Here is a 19,500-nt window from a genome sequence, read left to right on the forward strand (position 1 = left end):
AACCAACCATGCAACAAGCTTTAAAAATATTTGCCATCGTAATGGCTGTCCTTTTTGCCTGGGCGGCCTATGTTCAGATTAACGACCCCGATTCGGGTATCTGGATTGCCGTTTACGGGGCGGCTGCTCTGGGATCCCTGCTTTTTGCACTCGGGAAACTCCCTTCCTGGCTCGGGCTGATAATGGGGATCGCCTTTCTTGCGGGCGCCTTCCTTTCCTGGCCGGACACCTATGAAGGGGTGCGTTTCGGGGAGCGGAAAATGGCCAGCCTGAATATTGAATTGGGTCGGGAGTCCCTGGGTTTGGGGATTACGGCCCTTATTTTCTTCCTGTACAGCTGGCGCTCCAGGGGCCGGCGCATTTCCTAGGAAGTTGCCCGGAAGGGAAATACAATCAAACGCTTACAGTTCCAGGTCGAAGGTCTTTCGCAGCAGGTCGATAGCAGGGTTCTTTTCCCGGAGTTTCTGATATTTTTCCTCCGGGGTGAAGGCGAATTGTTTTGCCGTTTCTTCGTTTACGGTAATTTTCAACTGGATGTGGTGGTTGTTCAGCTGCGTCCGCAAAAAGTCCATGAGCTCGAACTGATCCCGTTCCACTTCTTTTTTCATGGTGCTGTTTGGCAATTCGATCCATATCACATGATCGCCGATTAATTTGGGCAAATCGGTTCCCAGGCTGGCTGCCAGTATTTTGCGCCCGCGTTTTTCCGTCTGTTCGGCAAACTCTGTCCAGAGGGCCTGCAATTCGCTTTCTTCGAAAGGGTCCCGGGGCAGGTCTTCCGGGTTGGGGGCTGCATGGTGTCGCGATGCCTTGTGTGCTTTTTTTGCCCGGATACTGGAAAGCGACAAGCCCGAAACTTTCTGGCCGGACTTTTTTTTGCCGACGGGCAGGGTCGGCGCTGGGGTCTCTTTCGGTCCGGCAGGAGCACTAGTGTCTTTTTGATTATCCGGGGATTGCGATTGCTCGGCTCCATCCGGTTCCCCTATGTCCTTTGATTCCGGCATGTCCTTTGATTCCGGGATGCTTTCCGTTGTCTGATGGGCACTTCCCACTGTTTCAGGGGAACTTTCCGCCCCTTCCTGGGCACCCGCCGCCGGTTTCGAGGTGCTTTCCACCCCTTCCGGGGCACCCGCCGCCGGTTTCGAGGTGCTTTCCGGCCCTTCCGGGGTACCCGCCGCCGGTTTCGAGGTGCTTTCCGGTTCCGAGACTGTTTCCGGGGGAGGCGTTTGGTTGTGGAAAGCTGCCGCCGGGATCAACCAGGCGTCTTCCCCGTTACGGGCCTTTTTTTTTTGACGCTGTGTCAGGGAGGCCAGTTTCATCAGGCAGAGTTCCACCAACAGACGGTGGTTCTTGCTGGTTTTGTAGTCCAGGTCGCACTGGTTGGCCAGGTCCAGGGCGGCGAGCAGGAATTCCCCGCTGCAGTGGCTGGCTTGCTCCAGATACCGCTGGCGGACGTTTTCGCTGGTTTCCAGCAGGGCAACCGTTTCCTGGCTGGTGCAGACCATCAAATCCCGGAAATGGGAGGCCAGGCCATTGATATAATGGTGGCCCTCAAAGCCCTGGGCCAGTATTTCGTTAAAGTTGATGAGCAGGGCGGGGATGTCTCCCTTGAGGATGTGGTCGGTACTTTCAAAATACACATCCACATCCAGGACGTTCAGGTTCTCCGCCACGGCTTTGCGCGTGAGTTTGTTTCCCGCAAAGCTCACCACCCTGTCGAATATGGATAGGGCATCTCGCATGGCCCCGTCCGCTTTTTGGGCAATCATGTGCAGCGCTTCCTCGTCCGCTTCAATTCCTTGTTGTTCTGCGATATATTTCAGGTAGGACGCGGCATCCCCCACAGTGATCCGCCGGAAATCGAATATCTGGCAGCGCGAGAGGATCGTCGGGATGATTTTGTGTTTCTCGGTGGTCGCCAGGATAAAGATCGCGTGGCGGGGCGGCTCTTCCAGGGTTTTCAAAAAGGCGTTGAAGGCTGCCTGGGAGAGCATGTGCACCTCATCGATGATATACACCTTGTACTTTCCCACCTGTGGCGGAATCCGTACCTGGTCAATGAGGTTCCGGATATCGTCTACCGAATTGTTGGAGGCGGCGTCGAGTTCAAAGATATTGAAGGCAAAATCCTCCCCGTCCCGTTGATTCCCGTCCTCGTTGATTTTCTTGGCCAGGATCCGGGCGCAGGTGGTTTTACCGACCCCACGGGGCCCGCAGAATAAAAGCGCCTGAGCCAGATGATCGTTTTCAATGGCGTTCAGCAGCGTGCGCGTAATGGCTTGCTGGCCCACCACGTCCTCGAACTGCTGGGGTCTGTACTTTCGGGCTGATACGATAAATGGTTCCATTCGAATGGGGCGGCGACCGGTGTATTCCGGCATGGTACCGCATTGACACAAATATAGGGATCGGGTGCCTAATTCGATAATTCCCGGGGGGATGTCCCCCGGTTTTTATTAACAAATGCGGTATCTTTACAGGCGAGCAGGCCGGCTTATCGCTCTTTGCGGATGCAGGGGGAGGAAAGTCCGGACACCACAGTGCAGCATAGCGGGTAACACCCGTCCCCCGACGGGCCCTGCCCGGTCGGGGAGGACCAGTGCAACAGAAAGTATGTACAGTTCGGCTGTAGTGAAATCATGTAAACTCTATGCGGTGAAACGCCATGTAGGCCAGCGACCGAGGGCGGCACGTCCGAGCTGGCGGGTAGGCGGATCGAACCCGGGGGCAACCCCGGGTCCAGATAAATGATAAGCGCCCCGGGCAACCGGGGAGACAGAATCCGGCTTACAGGCCTGCTTTTTTATATTCCCCTGAAAAAACTGAAAACTGTGCCCCCGTATCGGCGGGCCTGTTCAAATGCGTCCAGGTGGGACAAGTCGGTTTCCCGGGTATGTTCCAGAATCAGGAGGCCCTCCGGGGCGAGCAGTTGCCGGTCCATAACTTCCTGTACAAGCTCCTCCAGTTCGCCGGGATTCATGTCGTAGGGCGGGTCCCCGAAAACCAGGTCGAATTTCAGGGCAGATTGTCGCAGATACGCCAGGCAGTCAGACCGAACGGCATGGATGGGCATGTTCAGTTCCGCAGCCGTTTTTCGGATAAAAGCCACGCAGCCGGCGTCGGCATCTACAGCCGTAATGGTCTCCCCGCCACGGGAAGCGCTTTCATAGCTGATGTTCCCTGTTCCGGCATAGAGGTCCAGGACATGGGCCCGGGGCCAGTCCATCTCCGCAGCCAGGATATTGAAAAGGGCTTCTTTGGCCCGGTCCGTGGTGGGGCGGACGGGTAATTTCCGAGGGGCCCGGATGCGTCGTCCCCGATGCGTGCCAGAGATTATCCGGATCATAGCGAATTGATCAGGGTGAAATCGATATCTTCCTCGGAACCGACGCTGGCATAGGGCTCCCCGGAGGGTACGAAAATGGAGATATTCTCGATGTAACGGGCGGCCAGGTCGTACGTGGCATCCCCCGCCTCGATCTCGCCGAGGAAACGGAGTTTGATCGTCGCCGGGTCCAACCCGAGTTGCTCGATCGCGAAGAGGAGGTAGTACATTATATCCTCTCCGGTCCCGACGGAAAAGCTGTTGAAATACTGCATTTTCTTCCCTGAGAATACCGTCATGTCCATTTGTCCCTCGGCCAGGTGTACATAACATATTTCCCCGGTGCCGTTGGCAGGCAGTTTCACCAGGGTTTCCAGCAAAACCGTGGCCGTATGCTTGAATTCAAATTCCCCGAAGAGGTCGTAGAGATAGTTGTTGACATTCGCAAAAGGCACATATACGTTGACGGCATCCAGCCCGTCGATGGAATCGTAATCCAGGTGGTCGGTGGGGAGGATTTTCGCATTGAATTTCAGGTAATTGGCCAGGTCGTCCCTGCTGAACAATGCCTGGGGGACGAGGCTGAACAACGCATTGCGGTGGATGGCAACCACCTCGGAGAACCGGTACTCCAAAACCCCGTTTACCCGCAGGCTTTCCCGCAGTTCCCGTTGCAGGTCGTAGGGGCTGAGTTCCTGGTTAAAACGCAGGGAATGACTTAGCGCCAGGCGTTTGCCGATGGTATCCAGGATACAAAAAGAAAGTCCATTCAGGCTGACCTGAATGGACAATTTGTAAAAACTATCTTCTTGTTGTTCCAGCCTGTTGCTATTGTTCTCCTTTTTTGTCATAAATAGGGGGCCAGTTACCGCTGGTACTCACCTTGGAAAGGGAGCCAACCGTGATTTCAGGTCCGTTAACCTCTTCGACGCTCACCTGGGCCTTTTCCCGTGCCACCAGGTCCTGGGGCTGGTCGTGCAATACGATATCCTTGGCCACTTTGGCTTCAAAGACCGGGGCGCGGTACCCGCTTTGCTCGAGCATGTCCGCCTTCATGGTAAACTGCTCATTGTTCGGGGCGTAGGGGACATTCATCATGGTCTTGTAGCGATCACCCCCTTTAAAGAGCGAATCCTTAACGGATACATACCCCAGGGTATCGATAATCTTAACCTCGCGCAGCATATCGATCTGGTAGGTCTCGTCGAATTCCATATAGGAGGAATCCCGTTGGGTGGTGATCACGTACCGGCCCGTATCTACAAACTTGACCAGGCTTTCAAAATCATTGGCATAACTCCGGTTGACGGATTTATACGCCTCCTGGGCATTCCGGATATCCTTCAGCTTTTTAATTACTTCAGCATAGCGTTCCTGTTTGACTTCTGCGAACTCAATGGGGCCGGTTACTGAACGGTATATCAGGTACCCCAGTATGATACAAACAATCCAAAGAACAATCTGAAGTATGGTTTTCATTTTTGTAAGGTGTTATTTTGATTTAGCGGTTAACGACAAATCTACGATTTTTTTTTAATCACAAAAGCGTTCCCGGCAAAAAGGTCCGTATCTTTAGCCGCCTATGGAATCCCTTACCGCCCCCGTATTTTACAGGCTTTTAGAGGAAAAATTCCCCCACGAACCCACCCGGAACCAGGAGCGTGCCCTTCGTCAGCTTTCGGACTTTATCATCGGTGCGCATACCGACAGAATTTTTTTGTTGAAAGGCTATGCCGGTACCGGGAAGACCACGCTGCTCGGTACGTTGATTACCAACCTGTGGCACAGTAAGAAAAAGGCCGTCCTGATGGCCCCAACCGGGCGTGCCGCAAAAGTGATGTCTACCTATACAAATTCCCGTGCCTACACCATCCACCGGCAGATCTACATCCCGAAGAAAGAGCGGTCCGGAGGGGTGCGTTTTACCCTGGCCCCCAACCGCCACCGCAACACAATTTTCATCGTGGACGAGGCGTCCATGATCCCGGATTCCCCGGTTTCTACTGCCAAGGGGTCTGAACGCTCCCTGTTGGACGACCTGATGCAATACGTCTATTCCGGATTCCGCTGCCAGTTGGTGCTGATTGGCGACACGGCCCAGCTCCCGCCGGTTAAGCTGAGCCTCAGCCCGGCGCTGCAGGCAACGACCCTGGAACTCAACTACGATAAAACCGTCATCGAACTCGAACTGGACGAAGTGGTGCGCCAGACCCGGGATTCGGGAATCCTGATGAATGCCACCGAACTCCGGGAAGCGCTATCGGCCGACCCGGTCGGCTCTTTCCGGTTTTCCGTGGACGGTTTTCCGGACATTGTCCGCCTGACGGACGGATATGAAATCCAGGACGCCATCAACCGGGCCTTTGACGAAGGGGGGAAGGAGGAAACGGCCGTAATTGTGCGGTCCAACAAACGGGCCAACCTCTATAACGAGAACATCCGGAGCCGGCTGCTGTTTCTGGAGAATGAGCTGGCCACCGGGGATTATATGATGGTGGTCAAAAACAACTATTTCTGGTTGAAAAGCACCTCGGAAGCGGGGTTTATCGCCAACGGGGATATCATTGAAATACTGGAAATTTTTGCAATCAAAGACCTGTACGGATTCCGTTTTGCCGAGGTAAAAGTACGGATGGTGGACTACCCGGGGCAGAAACCCTTCGAAACCGTGCTGCTGCTGGACACAATCAAGGCGGAAAGCCCGGCGCTCTCTTACGAGGACGGCAACCGGCTCTATCAGGCGGTTATGCAGGATTACGCGGGGGAGACCTCTTCCTACAAAAAGTTTCTGAGCGTTAAGAATAACCAGTATTTCAACGCGTTGCAGGTAAAATTCTCCTATGCGATCACCTGCCATAAGTCCCAGGGCGGGCAGTGGGAAACCGTTTTCGTGGAACAGCCCTTCCTGCGCGGCGAGCCGGACCGGGAATACCTGCGCTGGCTCTACACGGCTGTTACCCGGGCGCGTACCAAACTTTACCTGATCGGCTTCAGCAACGATTTTTTTGTCAATGGCGAATAACGTATTTTAGGACTCCCAGCCTCGGAATGCGATGAGTGGAGAGACGATAATCAGTATTTTTCTAGGAATCGGCCTGGCGGCTTCCACCGGCTTCCGGGTATTCCTGCCGCTGTTTGCCCTCAGCCTGGCTTCCTATAACGGCCTCTGGGAGCTCAACGAGAACTGGGAGTGGATCGGCAGCCTGGCTGCGGTCATCACCCTGGGGGTGGCAACCCTTGCAGAGCTTTTTGCCTATTTTATTCCCTGGGTGGACAACGCCCTGGATGCCCTTGCGGTACCCCTTGCGGCCCTGGCCGGGACCGCCGTGGTCGTCTCCACGGTCACCGGGGTAGACCCGGTAATTACCTGGTCGCTGGCCATCATTGCAGGGGGCGGAACGGCAACGGCCATCAAAGGTGCGGCTGCCGGCAGCCGCATGGCTTCCTCCCTTTCCACCGGTGGGCTGGCCAACCCGGCTGTAGCAGCGGTTGAGACCGGTACGGCCACCGTGCTGACCGTCGCTTCCCTGCTCGCCCCGGTAATCGGGGCTGTCCTGGTGATTGCCGTCCTGGCTTTCGTCTTCAGGATCTACCGCAAGCTGCGGCCTAAACTATAGCACAAAACGGGCAATTAAGCGTACATTTGCTGCCCTTAAATAATAATATCAAATTGTGAAGGTAGTAGCCCTGATTCCCGCCCGATACGGCGCCTCCCGCTTTCCCGGCAAACTCATGAAAGACCTGGCCGGCAAGCCGGTAATCGTGCGTACCTACGAGGCTGCCGTTCGGACAGGTTTGTTCGATCAGGTGGTGGTGGTTACCGACAGCGAGGAAATCGGCCAGGCCGTTCGCGATGCCGGGGGTTCCGTGATCATGAGCCGGGAAACACATGAAACCGGCAGCGACCGGATTGCGGAGGCCGTCGAGGGGCTCGATGTGGATATCGCCGTAAACGTGCAGGGGGATGAACCTTTTATCGAAGGGGAAAGCCTGGCCAAGCTCCTGGAGGTTTTCCGGGATGACCCGGAGAAGACCATCGACCTGGCATCGCTGATGACCGAAATAACGGACCCGGAGGAAATCGCCAACCCGAATACCGTCAAGGTGATTACCGACCACCGGGGCTTTGCTCTGTATTTTTCGCGCGCCCCGATCCCTTTCCAGCGCGCGGAGCATCCCCGGGCCACCTACTATAAGCATAAGGGGGTGTATGCGTTCCGCAAACAGGCGCTGCTGGATTTCAGGCGGCTGCCCATGCAGCCCCTGGAAGCCGTGGAGAAAATTGAAGCCATCCGCTACCTGGAGTACGGGAAGCGGATCAAAATGGTGCAGACACGGGTCACGGGGATTGAGATCGACACCCCGGAAGACCTCGAAAAGGCAAAGGCAGCATGGACTTGAATTTCAGCAACATCACGACCATCGGCTTCGATGCCGACGATACCCTGTGGGTAAACGAAACCTATTTCCGGGAGGCGGAAGAGTATTTTGCCGGCATGTTAGAGGAATTCGAGACCCGCAATACGATCGACCAGGAGCTTTTCAAAATGGAAATGCGCAACCTGGAACTCTACGGATACGGGATCAAGGGGTTTATGCTGTCGATGATCGAGTCGGCCCTGGAATTGTCGAACAACCGGGTTTCCCAGGCAACCCTTTCCAGAATCCTGGATCTTGGAAAAAACATGATATCGCATCCGTTGGAATTACTGCAGGACGTTCCGGAAGTGCTCCGGGCCCTGCACGGAAATTACCGGCTCCTGGTGCTGACCAAGGGCGACCTGCTGGACCAGGAACGCAAATTGGAAAAGTCCGGCCTGATGCAGTATTTCCACCATGTGGAAGTGTTGAGCGACAAGAAGCCCAGGAACTACAGCCGGCTGCTTGAACATCTCGAAATCGACATCTCGGAATTCCTGATGGTAGGGAATTCCCTGAAGTCGGATGTTCTACCTATACTGGAACTGGGCGGCCGGGCCGTACATGTGCCGTTCCATACCACGTGGGCCCATGAAGAGGTGGACCCCGCGGACCATGCAGACCGGCACCTGACCCTGTCACGGCTGAACGACCTGCTGAACTATTTAAACTGATTGAAGGTATGAAAGTGGAAGGACAACCAACCAATGTCAAAGCGGCATTAGCCGGCACCAAATACCGGAATTTTCCGATGGTGCCCCGGGTGATCTACGGCAAAGGCAGCTTTGATCAATTGGGCGATATCCTGATGCCGCGCCGCAAACACGCGGAGGCACCTGTAATCTTCCTGGTGGACGACGTATTCGAGGACTCCCCCCTGATGGGTCGGATTCCCCTATTATTTGAAGACCAGATCATCCTGATTTCCGCCGACGAGGAGCCGAAAACCGGGCAGGTGGATGCCCTGGTGGCACAGATACGGGACAGTTTTGCATCGACGCCCTCAGGCATTGTCGGTATCGGCGGCGGCACGCTGCTGGACCTGGCCAAGGCGGTGGCCATCATGTTGAACAACCCGGGCAAGACCTCCCGCTACCAGGGGTGGGACCTGGTCGCCAAGCCGGCGGTATACCACGTGGGGATTCCCACGCTGAGCGGCACCGGCGCAGAGGTATCCCGTACGGCCGTCCTGCTGGGTCCCGACCGGAAGCTCGGCATCAATTCGGATTATACGACCTTTGACCAGGTGGTACTGGACCCGGACCTGACCCGCGATGTCCCCAGGGAGCAGTGGTTCTTTACGGGCATGGACTGTTATATCCATTGCGTGGAGTCCCTGCAGGGAACCTACCTGAACGCTTTCAGCCAGAGTTACGGGGAAAAGGCGCTGGAATTATGCGAGGAGGTTTTCCTCGGCGACCTCCCGGAAGATGTCGGGCGTGAAAAACTGATGATGGCCTCCTGGCACGGGGGCATGAGTATTGCCTATTCGCAGGTGGGAATCGCCCATGCGCTCAGCTATGGACTGTCGTATGTGTTGGGGACGCCCCACGGCCTGGGGAACTGCCTGGTGTTCCGGCATCTGGGGGATTACTACCCGGAAGGCGTTCGCCAGTTCCAAAAAATGCTGAAAAAAAACAGGATCGATCTGCCTGAGGGGGTTTGTGCCGACCTGACGGACCACGATCTGGAGACGATGGTTCAGGTGGCCCTGGGGATGGCCCCCCTTTGGGAAAATGCCCTGGGCCCGGACTGGGAATCCCGGGTATCCCCGGAACTCATCGCCGGGATATACCGCAAAATCTAAAAACAGGCCAGCGGGCTGCCATGCGCGCCATAGCCAGAATCATTTACGAAAGAATCCTCGGTTGGAATTTGGTGGGGGAATTCCCCCAACTGGATAAATACGTGGTGGCCGTGGCACCGCATACGAGCAATTGGGATTTTTTCATCGGGTTGCTGGTTCGGACACTGAGCGGGGTGCGGATCAACTATATCGGCAAGAAATCGCTTTTCCGCCCGCCTTTCGGCTGGTTTTTCCGCTACATGGGCGGTGCCCCCGTAGACCGTCGGAGGAACGCGGATACGGTCCGGGCCATTGCCGCCCTGTTTCGCGAGCGAGCCGAGTTTCGGCTGGGCCTCTCGCCGGAGGGGACGCGCAAAGCCGTACCTGCCTGGCGGACCGGGTTCTACTACATCGCCCTGGAAGCCGGGGTCCCCATTGTATTTGCGGCCCTGGACTATGGAAAGAAACAGGTCCGGCTTTCGAAACCCTTCTACCCAACGGGGCAATACGCCCAAGACCTGGAAATATACCACACCTTCTTTAGGGGCGTCCGCGGGAAGAACCCGGAAAACGGATACCCTGCCTGACTTCTCCGAGGGAAGCCCCTTACACACCGTGTGACTCAGCGAAGTTTTTGTGTCGTTCATCGATAGTTTGCATTTCATCGATGGTTATAAGAATGCTTTTCTTAATCTTTGATCGAAGCCAACCAACAAGATTTTGCTTCACGCGGCGGGTTTTCGCCAGCCGGTTTACATTTTTTACGTTCCCCCGTTTTTAGTATTTGGAAGTCACCCCACAACGCTTCCAGGCCTACCTTCTTATGCAATGGTGCAACGAGAGCACTTTTGCCTATGAAACAATTCTACTCCCGGAATACCGGTGGGAATGTCCCTACGTATTCCATCCTGGATTACCTGTATGCGCGCTTAGCGGCAGGCCGGCGGGTATTTTCCCCCTGGGGGAATGCTGCGGGGCAGTTTTGCGGGAAAGGATGCTCTTTGGTTGCCAGTAAGGAATCGAATTCATTCTCATCCCACAAACCGCTCCCATTATGGAAAATGTAGTTAAGCTACGCCAACGCCTTGCACGTGTAATCAAAAACATGGCCCAACGGCCACCCCGGACACAAACCGTTCCGGCAAAAATTCAATCGCCTCCAGCGTGGAACCGGAAGGCTCCGACCTTTTGGTTGTTCATTCTGGCCCTGGTCGGACTCGGATTCCTGAGTCCGGTCCGGTCCCAGGCCGACCTCGTCGTCAACCCGGCCTCCTCCGATGTGGAAGTGAGCGATACTTTCACCCTGACCGTAGCCATTGAGTCCACAGGACAGGCGTACCAGGGTACGGGCTTTTACTTGCAATTCGATCCTGCCATCCTACAGGTCAACAGCGCTACCCAATCCTCGGGAAGCGCCCTGCCGATTCCCCTGGATGGTCCGGATATCAACAATACTTCAGGGACAGTGTATTACCAGGCCGGGAACCTGTCTAGTGCCCCGACAACCGGGACCAACGTCCTCGATATCGTTTTTGAGGCCGTTGCCGAAGGGCAGTCGACTATCGCCTTTTTTGACCCGGACCCGAGTGATCCGTCACTTTTTCCGACCATATCACTCTCAGGCGGGAGCGTCCTGGGAACGGCAACAGGGGCTGTTGTAAATGTGGGAACCGCCAATCAGAACCCGATTGCCGATTTTACCATCGCGCCCAATCCGGCCAATACCAACCAGGTAATTGATTTTACGAGTACTTCCACCGACGCGGATGGGAGTATTGTCAATTACAGCTGGAACTTCGGGGACGGGAGCCCCGTGGTTTCCGGGGCCACCGAGACTGCGCCCCAGCACAGCTATACCCTTTCCGGCACGTACCAGGTCATGCTTACCGTTACGGACGACCTTGGGGGCGTCGGGATGATTACCAAACAAGTGCAGATCCTTGAAACCGGACCGACGCAGTATACGATTACTGCATCCGCAGGTGCGGGGGGAAGCATTTCCCCATCCGGGGCAGTTGCCGTCAATGAAGGAGACAACCAGGAGTTTGTATTTACGCCGGACCCCGGGTTTGAGATAACCGAAATACTTGTAGATTCCAGCCCGGTTCCTGTAGCACCTACCTACCAATTCACAGGTGTAACAGCGAATGCCACAATCAGTGTGAGCTTTGCCGAAATTCCTCCTTTCCAGCTGTGTATTGCCGCAGGAAATGATGCCCTGACGGCATTTGGAAGGGATTTTGTCGGCGACCCGAACACTACTCCTCCAACCACTACCCTGTTTTCCAGGACGAATGGGAAGGCCTACAAGGGGTATTCTAGTGCGATCGCGGGAACAACCCCAGGCTCTCCGGAGGAATTATTATTCCAGAAAGAAATTTACGGGGGCGCCGGTGGGACCAACCCATCCTATATCTATGACATCCCTGTCGAAAATGGAAACTACCAGGTAGAACTCTACTTTGCGGAGGTATTTCACCCGGGCCCCAACGGCCGGGTGTTCGATGTATTCCTGGATGGGAACCTGATCCTGGACGAGTACGACCTGGTCAACCCAATTAAGGATGGATTGTCCTCCAACCAGACGGCCATCACCAGGACATATAATGTCAATGTTACAGACGGAAATATTTCCGTACAGATTGGCGACGCTACCATTGACAATGGAAAACTGGCCGGAATTTGCATCACTGAAGTGAGCAGTGCCAACCTGCATCCGCTCAGCAATATCGGCCCGATTGCTGTCGATGCCACCGTGCCCGTTGCCCTGGCCCTGGGGATTTCAGACCCGGAAAGCGACCCGCTGACTGTAACGCTCCACGGCCTGCCCGCTTCCTTGAGCTTTAATTTTACCACCCAGCAACTCGAAGGCACCCCCCTGGTTGGTGACGTCGGCACCTATACCATCAACGCGATTATTTCGGATGGGACCAACTCCCCGGTAACGGAGGAATTCACCCTGACCGTTAACCCGGCCCCGGGCAATGACCCGCCAACCATCGACGCCATCGCGGATGTCACGGCCAATGAAGGGGATAACATCTCCGTGCCCATCACCATTACAGACGACACAGACCCCTCCGGTTCCATCGAGATATTTGATGTCAGTGCCGGGGGAACCAACCAACCGTTTACCCCAACGACTGCAGTTGCGGTCGGTTCCCTTACGGACAATGGGGGTGGTAGTTATAGCTTTGACTGGACGCCTGCGCCCGGCTCCGGTAAATCCTACCTGGCAATTGTTACTGCCGATGACGGGGTCAATCCGCCGGTTTCGGAATCCTTCCGGATTGACGTTGCCCAGCAACTCCAGGATGGCAGTACCATCCTGGCGCGGACATTTAACAACCCGGATCCCTGGTATGGTGGTAGCCCTCAAGCACCCTATACAGTAGCCATTGAAACCTCAACGGCACAAAACATCGGTTGGATCGACAACGGGGAATTTGTGGAATACCTCATCAACGTCCCGACCCCTGGGGTTTTTGATATGGTAGTCCAGGCCGCAAAGGGTAGTGGGGGGACCACAACCGTCACCTTCTCCGAGAATTCGGGAGGTTCTTTTATCCCTATCGGTTCTGTCGATGTTGTCCAAACTGCATGGCAAACCTATGCGTCCTACACCACCCAGGTAACTTTTGTGAATTCCGGGTTGCAGACATTGCGTCTGGATTTTAACGGGGGGGTGAATATCTCTGAATTCAGCTTCACGGCCAATAATGACAATACACCACCGGTGGTGACAATCACAAGCCCGGTTGACGGTATCTACGCAACATCTGATGTGAGCTTGAGTTTTACCGGAACGGCCAATGACCTGGCTGACGGTGACCTTTCTGCCAACCTGAGCTGGGAGTCCGACGTGGACGGCCCGCTGGGTGCGGGAGCCTCATTTTCTTCCAGCCTTTCCTTGGGAACCCACGTTATAACCGCTTCGGTTACAGATCTTGACGGATCTGATCCGCAAACGGGTCAGGCTTCAATTACAGTGAATATCATTTCCCCGGCACCGGCATGCGACGTGAGTTTCCGGGTGAATGCGGGAGGCCCGACCGTGTTATCTCCCGAGGGTGATTTTGAAGCAGATCAGTCTGTTTCCCAGGCAGGTTCAGATGCTCAGACAGGTACTCCCTCTCCCTATCTGGATCTGACTCCGCCTGCGGTGGATAAAACCTTTGGATCCAATGCGCCCCTGGCGTCCAATACTACAGGATATCCTGATTTTCTCTTCCAGACGGAACGATGGAGCGATGCCGCCAGCCCCGATAATATGAATTGGGCATTTCCCACAGGGAATGGTACGTTCCTGGTCAAATTATTATTCAATGAAAATTGGTCCGGCGAGGTCAATAGCCCCCGGGTTTTCGATGTGATAGTTGAGGGTGAACTGGCTCTGGATGATTACCGGCCTTCGGGACCAACGGGAGCAGATTTTAATGTTGCCAAAGTCGAAACCTATGAGGTGACTGTGGAGGACGGCACTCTCAACATCAATTTCCTTCCGGGAACCCAAAACCCATCAATCAAAGGGTTCGATATCTGTGCTGTCCCAGCCCCCAACACGGCTCCGGTCGTAAACATCACCGCCCCGGCGGCTGGCGCAAACGTAACCCGCGGCCAGGCGATAACGCTCACAGCGACCGCTACTGATACCGAAGATGGCGATGTAGCTGCCTCCATCCAGTGGAGCTCGGGCGACATCCAGTTCTCCCCGGACGGTACTGGCGGCAGTACGACCGGAGTATTCGTAACCCCGGGAACCCAGACACTTCGGGCTACCGCCCAGGATTCCGAGCCGCTCGAAGGCTTCGATGAAATTACGGTGAACGTAAGTGCGCCTGAGGTGACATTTGCGAGCCCCCTGGAGGGTGCTACCCTGAGCAGCCTGACGGTAGGCGTAGAGTTGAGCCCCACGGGTATCCTGTTCGGGAATTCAGAGCACTTCCATATTTATATCAATCCGCCGGATATAAACAATATCGATACGGATACGCGTATTTCCTCGGCCGGCACCGGCCCCTGGAAAATCAGCGAGACGGAGTTCGAGTTCGACGAGAATAGCGGATCCCTGACAGCTACCACACCCGGTAACGGCATCCAGGAAGGAGCCAACACGATTGTGGTGGTAGCGGCCAACCAGTTCCACGACGAATTCACCAACCCGGAAGCTAAGGCAGTTGTCAACTTTGACGTCTGCCTGGTAAACATCACAGATGTTGCAGCCACCGATCCCTCGGAATGCGGGGTAAACGACGGTAGTATCGTCATTACCGCCGATGGATCCAACCTGCAGTACAGCATCGACAACGGAGCCACCTTTGTGGCGTCCAATACATTCAGCGATCTGCCTGCCGGTACGTATAACATCGTGGTAAAGAACTCCGAGACTTGTTCGGATACACAACTCAATGTGGTCCTGACTGCCCCGGATGTGCCGGCGATAAGCCAGGTGGACCCTACCAACCCCACAGATTGCGGGACGGAAGACGGGACCCTCACCGTTTCGGCTACCGGGACGAACCTGGAATACAGCCTGGACGGCGTGGATTTCCAGGCCAGCAATGTATTTGGCGACCTGGCCGCAGGGGCCTACACGGTAACTGTCCGGGAAGTGGGCACCACTACCTGTACGGCAACATCCGGAGTGGTAACCCTGACAGCGCCCGAGGCGCCGTCTATTGACAGCATTACCCCCACCGACCCGACGGCCTGTACGACTGACGATGGAACGATTACCATCGGAGCCACGGGAACCCAGTTGGAATACAGTATAGACGGGGGTGCGAATTTCTTTGAAAACGGCGGGAATTTCACCGGCCTCCCCGACGGAACCTACAACATCGTGGTGCGGGAAGTCAACAGCCCGGCCTGCCTGGTGAACGGTGCCGCCCCGGTGGTCCTTTCCGACCCGATTGGCCCGATGCCGGTTATTTCCGGGGACCTTACCTATCTGCAAGGCACCTCCGGGACTACCCTGGATGCAGGAGCAGGATACTCCTCCTACCTCTGGTCTACCGGGGAGACCTCCCAGACCATTTTGGCAACGGCAGGCAGCTATTTTGTCACCGTAACGGATGCCAACGGGTGCGAAGGCACCTCGGTAACGGTTATTGTATCCGAAACCACGGACAACGAGGCCCCTAATGCCGTATGTACGGCCTTTGAGATCTTCCTGGATGCCGATGGGAATGCCACCCTGGACCCTGCGGATATCGACGGGGGCTCAACGGACAATGTAGGCATCGCATCCCTTTCCGCGAGCCAGACGGCCTTTACCTGTGCGGACCTCGGCGTCAACCAGGTGATGCTTACCGTGGTTGATGTGAATGGCCTGAGCAGTTCCTGTATGGCGGACGTTACCGTAACGGACCTGATTGCCCCGGTAGTGGATTGCGATGCGAATGTGATCCGGAATAGCCTCAATGGCAACCCGGTGGTGATTTCCGTTCCGGAACCCACAGTAACGGACAATTGCGAAACCGGCCTGGTGGCTGTGGGTACCCGCAATGACGGGCAACCCATGGATGCCGGCTTCCCGGTTGGCACAACGGTGGTTACCTGGACGATAGCAGATGCCTCCGGCAACGTGGGTACCTGTCAGACCAATGTGATTGTCAACAACACGGGGTCTACCAACAACAACATCGTGAGCTTTAACGTTGGCGGCCAGGTCGGTAACTCCAACATTGACGCCACGCTGCACACGGTAGAATTCACCATGCCTTTCGGCACGGACCTCTCCAGCCTGGCTCCGAGCATTGCCGTATCGGAATTTGCCTCCATCAACCCGGCCTCCGGGGCAACGGCAGATTTTACTTCCCCAGTGGATTACACGGTGACGGCACAAAGCGGTGCCCAGCAAGTATGGCAGGTTACGGCCCTGCTGGCGGCTGACTCGGAAGATCCTGTAGTTGCCTGCCCTCCAAATCTCACAATTACCAATGACCCCGGAGCATGCGGGGCAATCGTTACCTTCGAGGCAACGGCCACGGACAACGATGCGGTGAGCAGCCTGGATTATTCAACCCCCAGCGGAAGTTTGTTCCCGGTTGGAACCACCACCGTAACGGTCACTGCTTATGACCCTGCGGGGAATTCCGATACCTGTACTTTCGATGTAACTGTCAATGACACAGAGGCGCCGGCTGTTACCTGCCCGGGAGATATAATTGTGCAGGCGGCACCGGGAGCTTCCTCGGCGACGGTTTCCTACGGCCTGCCAACGGTTACGGATAATTGTCCCGGGGCAAATGTCAGCCTGACCGGTGGCCTGGCTTCCGGGGCTGCGTTCCCCATTGGGACCACCACAGTAACCTACCAGGCTACAGACGCCTCCGGAAACACGGCAAGTTGCAGCTTTGATGTAACCGTAGAGGAAACGCCGGTTACGGCAAGCCTGGTGATTGCGCCGGCCTCCATGAATGTCAACCTGAATGTTGGCGGGTCCCAGGCCGTGCAATATACCGTGGATTCCGATGACGGCAGTACGCTGCCTACGCCGGCTGCCATGACCCTCACGGACAATGCAACTGGTTTGGATGCTACGTGGGCGAGTACCACAAGCGCCGCCAACCAGGATACCCCGTATGAAGTATTCTTCAATGCCGCCGGCCTGGCTCCGGGAACCTATAACGGAACCCTTGCGGCCGGTCCTGTAACCGGATATTCAGATACGAGTATACCGATTACGATGACCGTGAGCGAAATACCGCCGCTCAGCCTGCTGGAATTTGTACTGGTGGATGCCGATTCGGATACGGATCTCTTCCCCATTACCAATGGCATGTTGATCGACGTCAATGCGCTGCCCACCAACAACCTGAATATCCGGGCAGAGGCCTCTGACGACGTCACCAGCGTGGTGTTCCAGCTTTCCGGGACCCTCACTAAGAACCAGACGGAGAATGTTTCGCCGTATGCAGTTTACGGAGACAACTCCGGCAATTACAACGCCCAGGTGTTCCCGCTGGGGTCGTACACCCTGAATGGCACCGCCTATAGCGGGGCAGGGGGAAGCGGCAGCTCGGGTACCACGGCCACTGTGCAGTTTACCTTTACCGATGAGAACCCGGCCTGCGCGTCTTTTGACGCCGTGTTGGACGCATCTTCGGATCCCACGAGCTGTAGTAGCCCGAACGGGACGGCTTCAATCGACGTCAGCGGCGCAACAGGGAGTGTTACATATACCTGGAGCCATAACCCGGCGCTGAACAGCGCAACGGCTACCGGCCTCTCCGGCGGATCCTATTCGGTTCAGGTGTCGGATAGCAACGGGTGTATCGATGTGGTGAATTTCACGCTGAATGCTCCTGCTTCGCCAGTAGTAACCCTGGCCGCCCAGCCCACCGTACTGAATACGGATGCACCGTTTGCGCTTACCGGCGGTTCCCCGGCAGGGGGCACGTACAGCGGTACGGGTGTCAGCGGGGGAGTGTTTGACCCCGCAGTAGGGCCCGGCACTTTTGCCATCACCTATACCTTTACCGACGGTAACGGGTGTACGGCAAGTGCTACGCAGAACCTCCAGGTGAATTCCGCTATTGGCGACGCAGCATTGATTGTATTGGACGCCACCACGGATACGCCCCTCTTTGCCCTGACCGATGGGATGACCATTTACAAGAGCAATATCGGCAATACCCCGCTGGGCGTAATCTATAATGCAGACCTCAATCCGGGCGGCGTTCAGTTCAACCTGAGCGGCCCCCTGAACGAATCCCGTTACGAAGGCCCTTCACCGCATTCCCTCTTTGGGGACATCGGGGTGAACATCCAGGGGAAACCCTTCCCGGTTGGGAACTACACCCTGGTGGCCAACCCGGCTAACGGGCCCACCATTTCGGTGAATTTCTCAGTGGTTGACCAGGATCCTGCCTGCGTATCATTTGACGCCAGCCTGGCATCGACCACCAACCCTTCAACCTGTAATGGGAATGACGGAAGTGCCACGGTTTCGGTTTCCGGTTCAACGGGTACGGTGACTTACCTCTGGAGCCATAACCCCGGCCTGAATGCCGCCACGGCCAACAACCTGGCACCCGGGGCGTACAGTGTTACCGTATCAGATAGCAACGGGTGTATCGATGTGGTGAGTTTCACACTCAACGGACCGCCCCTGCCGGTTGTGACCCTTGCGCCCCAGCCAACGGTTGAAGTAACCGATGCGCCGTTTGCCCTGTCGGGAGGGTCTCCTGCCGGCGGCACCTACAGCGGTACCGGAGTAAGCGGAGGCGTCTTTGACCCATCCGTAGGCCCGGGCACGTATGTAATCACTTATTCCTACACGGACGGGAACGGATGTTCCGCCAGCGCTACCCGGAACCTGACCGTATCCGGAGGCCTGGATGATGCGGTCCTGATTGTAGTGGATGCTACTACGGATACGCCCCTCTTTGAGTTGGTGAACGGCATGATCATCCAAAAGTCCGCGATAGGAAATACGCCCCTGAGTGTTATTTACAACGCGAGCCTGAACCCGAACGGGGTGTTCTTCAAGCTCACCGGCCCGATCAATGAAACCCGGAGTGAAGGCGCCATTGCCCCGCATTCCCTGTTTGGGGACATCGGGGTGGATATCCAGGGGAAACCTTTCCCTGTGGGGAATTACAGCCTGACGGCCAACCCGAACAATGGCCCCACGGTGGTAGTCAATTTCAGCGTGGTCAACACGTCCACTTCCAAGGTGGCCCCGTCGGTCAAATCCAGCCCGAACCCCGCAGACGAAGAGGTAACCCTCACCTTCGATGCCCCGGTACGCCTGGAGACCTTCCATATCTATGATACGGCAGGCCGCCTGGTCCGGGTGGTCCGGGCAGAAGGCGATTCGGACCTGCGAACCTATCAGCTGCAGGTGCTGGATCTCCCGGTGGGCATGTATTACGTCCGCTCTACGGATGCGGACGGTAACAGCTACCAGGAGCCCATTTTAATCAACCGCTACTAATCCCAGTCTTAATAAATAAACAAAAGA

The 19,500-nt window shown here is 56.0% G+C and carries 12 protein-coding genes and 1 other RNA gene; 9 read left to right on the plus strand and 4 right to left on the minus strand.

Annotation, left to right across the window (positions count from 1 at the left end; genetic code table 11):
* Positions 1-8: 8 nt before the first annotated feature.
* Positions 9-368 carry a transmembrane 220 family protein gene (locus tag AC3DKS_RS00520; protein ID WP_272608138.1) on the plus strand — a complete coding sequence of 120 codons (360 nt, stop codon included), beginning with the start codon at positions 9-11 and terminating at the stop codon, positions 366-368.
* Between the two features lie 33 nt (positions 369-401).
* Here AC3DKS_RS00520 and AC3DKS_RS00525 read toward each other — a convergent pair whose 3' ends face one another.
* Positions 402-2,348: a DNA polymerase III subunit gamma/tau gene (locus tag AC3DKS_RS00525; RefSeq protein WP_272608140.1), complete on the minus strand. Its 1,947-nt coding sequence runs from the start codon at positions 2,346-2,348 to the stop codon at positions 402-404.
* A 133-nt stretch (positions 2,349-2,481) separates the two neighbouring features.
* On the opposite strand from AC3DKS_RS00525, the gene rnpB reads away from it, so the two are divergent.
* Positions 2,482-2,806, plus strand: an RNA gene (gene rnpB / locus AC3DKS_RS00530) — RNase P RNA component class A.
* On the opposite strand, the gene AC3DKS_RS00535 is transcribed toward rnpB, so the two are convergent.
* From AC3DKS_RS00535 to AC3DKS_RS00545, 3 genes are read right to left on the minus strand one after another with little or no spacing between them, the layout of a single operon-like run.
* Positions 2,804-3,346, minus strand: a complete 543-nt coding sequence (locus AC3DKS_RS00535; RefSeq protein ID WP_272608142.1) for an RsmD family RNA methyltransferase — start codon at positions 3,344-3,346, stop codon at positions 2,804-2,806. The genes rnpB and AC3DKS_RS00535 overlap by 3 nt on opposite strands.
* On the minus strand, positions 3,343-4,176 hold the full coding sequence (locus tag AC3DKS_RS00540; protein ID WP_272608144.1) for a DUF3822 family protein: 834 nt from the start codon (positions 4,174-4,176) through the stop codon (positions 3,343-3,345). Before AC3DKS_RS00540 ends, AC3DKS_RS00535 begins: the two co-directional genes overlap by 4 nt.
* The gene (locus tag AC3DKS_RS00545) at positions 4,154-4,804 is read right to left on the minus strand and encodes a hypothetical protein (protein WP_015754538.1); all 651 of its coding nucleotides are present in this window, start codon (positions 4,802-4,804) and stop codon (positions 4,154-4,156) included. Before AC3DKS_RS00545 ends, AC3DKS_RS00540 begins: the two co-directional genes overlap by 23 nt.
* Before the next feature lie 103 nt (positions 4,805-4,907).
* On the opposite strand from AC3DKS_RS00545, the gene AC3DKS_RS00550 reads away from it, so the two are divergent.
* From AC3DKS_RS00550 to AC3DKS_RS00580, 7 genes are all read left to right on the plus strand, one after another.
* Complete coding sequence (locus AC3DKS_RS00550; protein WP_015754539.1) at positions 4,908-6,347, plus strand: ATP-dependent DNA helicase; 1,440 nt, start codon at positions 4,908-4,910, stop codon at positions 6,345-6,347.
* 31 nt (positions 6,348-6,378) lie between these two features.
* Positions 6,379-6,942 carry a DUF4126 domain-containing protein gene (locus tag AC3DKS_RS00555; protein ID WP_015754540.1) on the plus strand — a complete coding sequence of 188 codons (564 nt, stop codon included), beginning with the start codon at positions 6,379-6,381 and terminating at the stop codon, positions 6,940-6,942.
* A 55-nt stretch (positions 6,943-6,997) separates the two neighbouring features.
* Positions 6,998-7,726 (plus strand): 3-deoxy-manno-octulosonate cytidylyltransferase, encoded by a 729-nt coding sequence (kdsB, locus tag AC3DKS_RS00560; RefSeq protein WP_015754541.1) that lies wholly within the window; start codon positions 6,998-7,000, stop codon positions 7,724-7,726.
* Positions 7,717-8,418: an HAD family hydrolase gene (locus AC3DKS_RS00565; RefSeq protein WP_015754542.1), complete on the plus strand. Its 702-nt coding sequence runs from the start codon at positions 7,717-7,719 to the stop codon at positions 8,416-8,418. Before kdsB ends, AC3DKS_RS00565 begins: the two co-directional genes overlap by 10 nt.
* Positions 8,419-8,426: 8 nt before the next feature.
* A complete protein-coding gene (locus tag AC3DKS_RS00570) occupies positions 8,427-9,551 on the plus strand; it encodes an iron-containing alcohol dehydrogenase family protein (protein WP_272608149.1) in 1,125 nt (374 codons plus the stop codon).
* A 20-nt stretch (positions 9,552-9,571) separates the two neighbouring features.
* Complete coding sequence (locus AC3DKS_RS00575; protein WP_272608151.1) at positions 9,572-10,117, plus strand: lysophospholipid acyltransferase family protein; 546 nt, start codon at positions 9,572-9,574, stop codon at positions 10,115-10,117.
* Positions 10,118-10,584: 467 nt separating this feature from the next.
* Entirely contained in the window at positions 10,585-19,473 is an 8,889-nt protein-coding gene (locus AC3DKS_RS00580; protein ID WP_272608153.1) for a malectin domain-containing carbohydrate-binding protein, read from the plus strand.
* Positions 19,474-19,500 lie beyond the last annotated feature (27 nt).

The organism is Robiginitalea sp., from assembly GCF_982776155.1.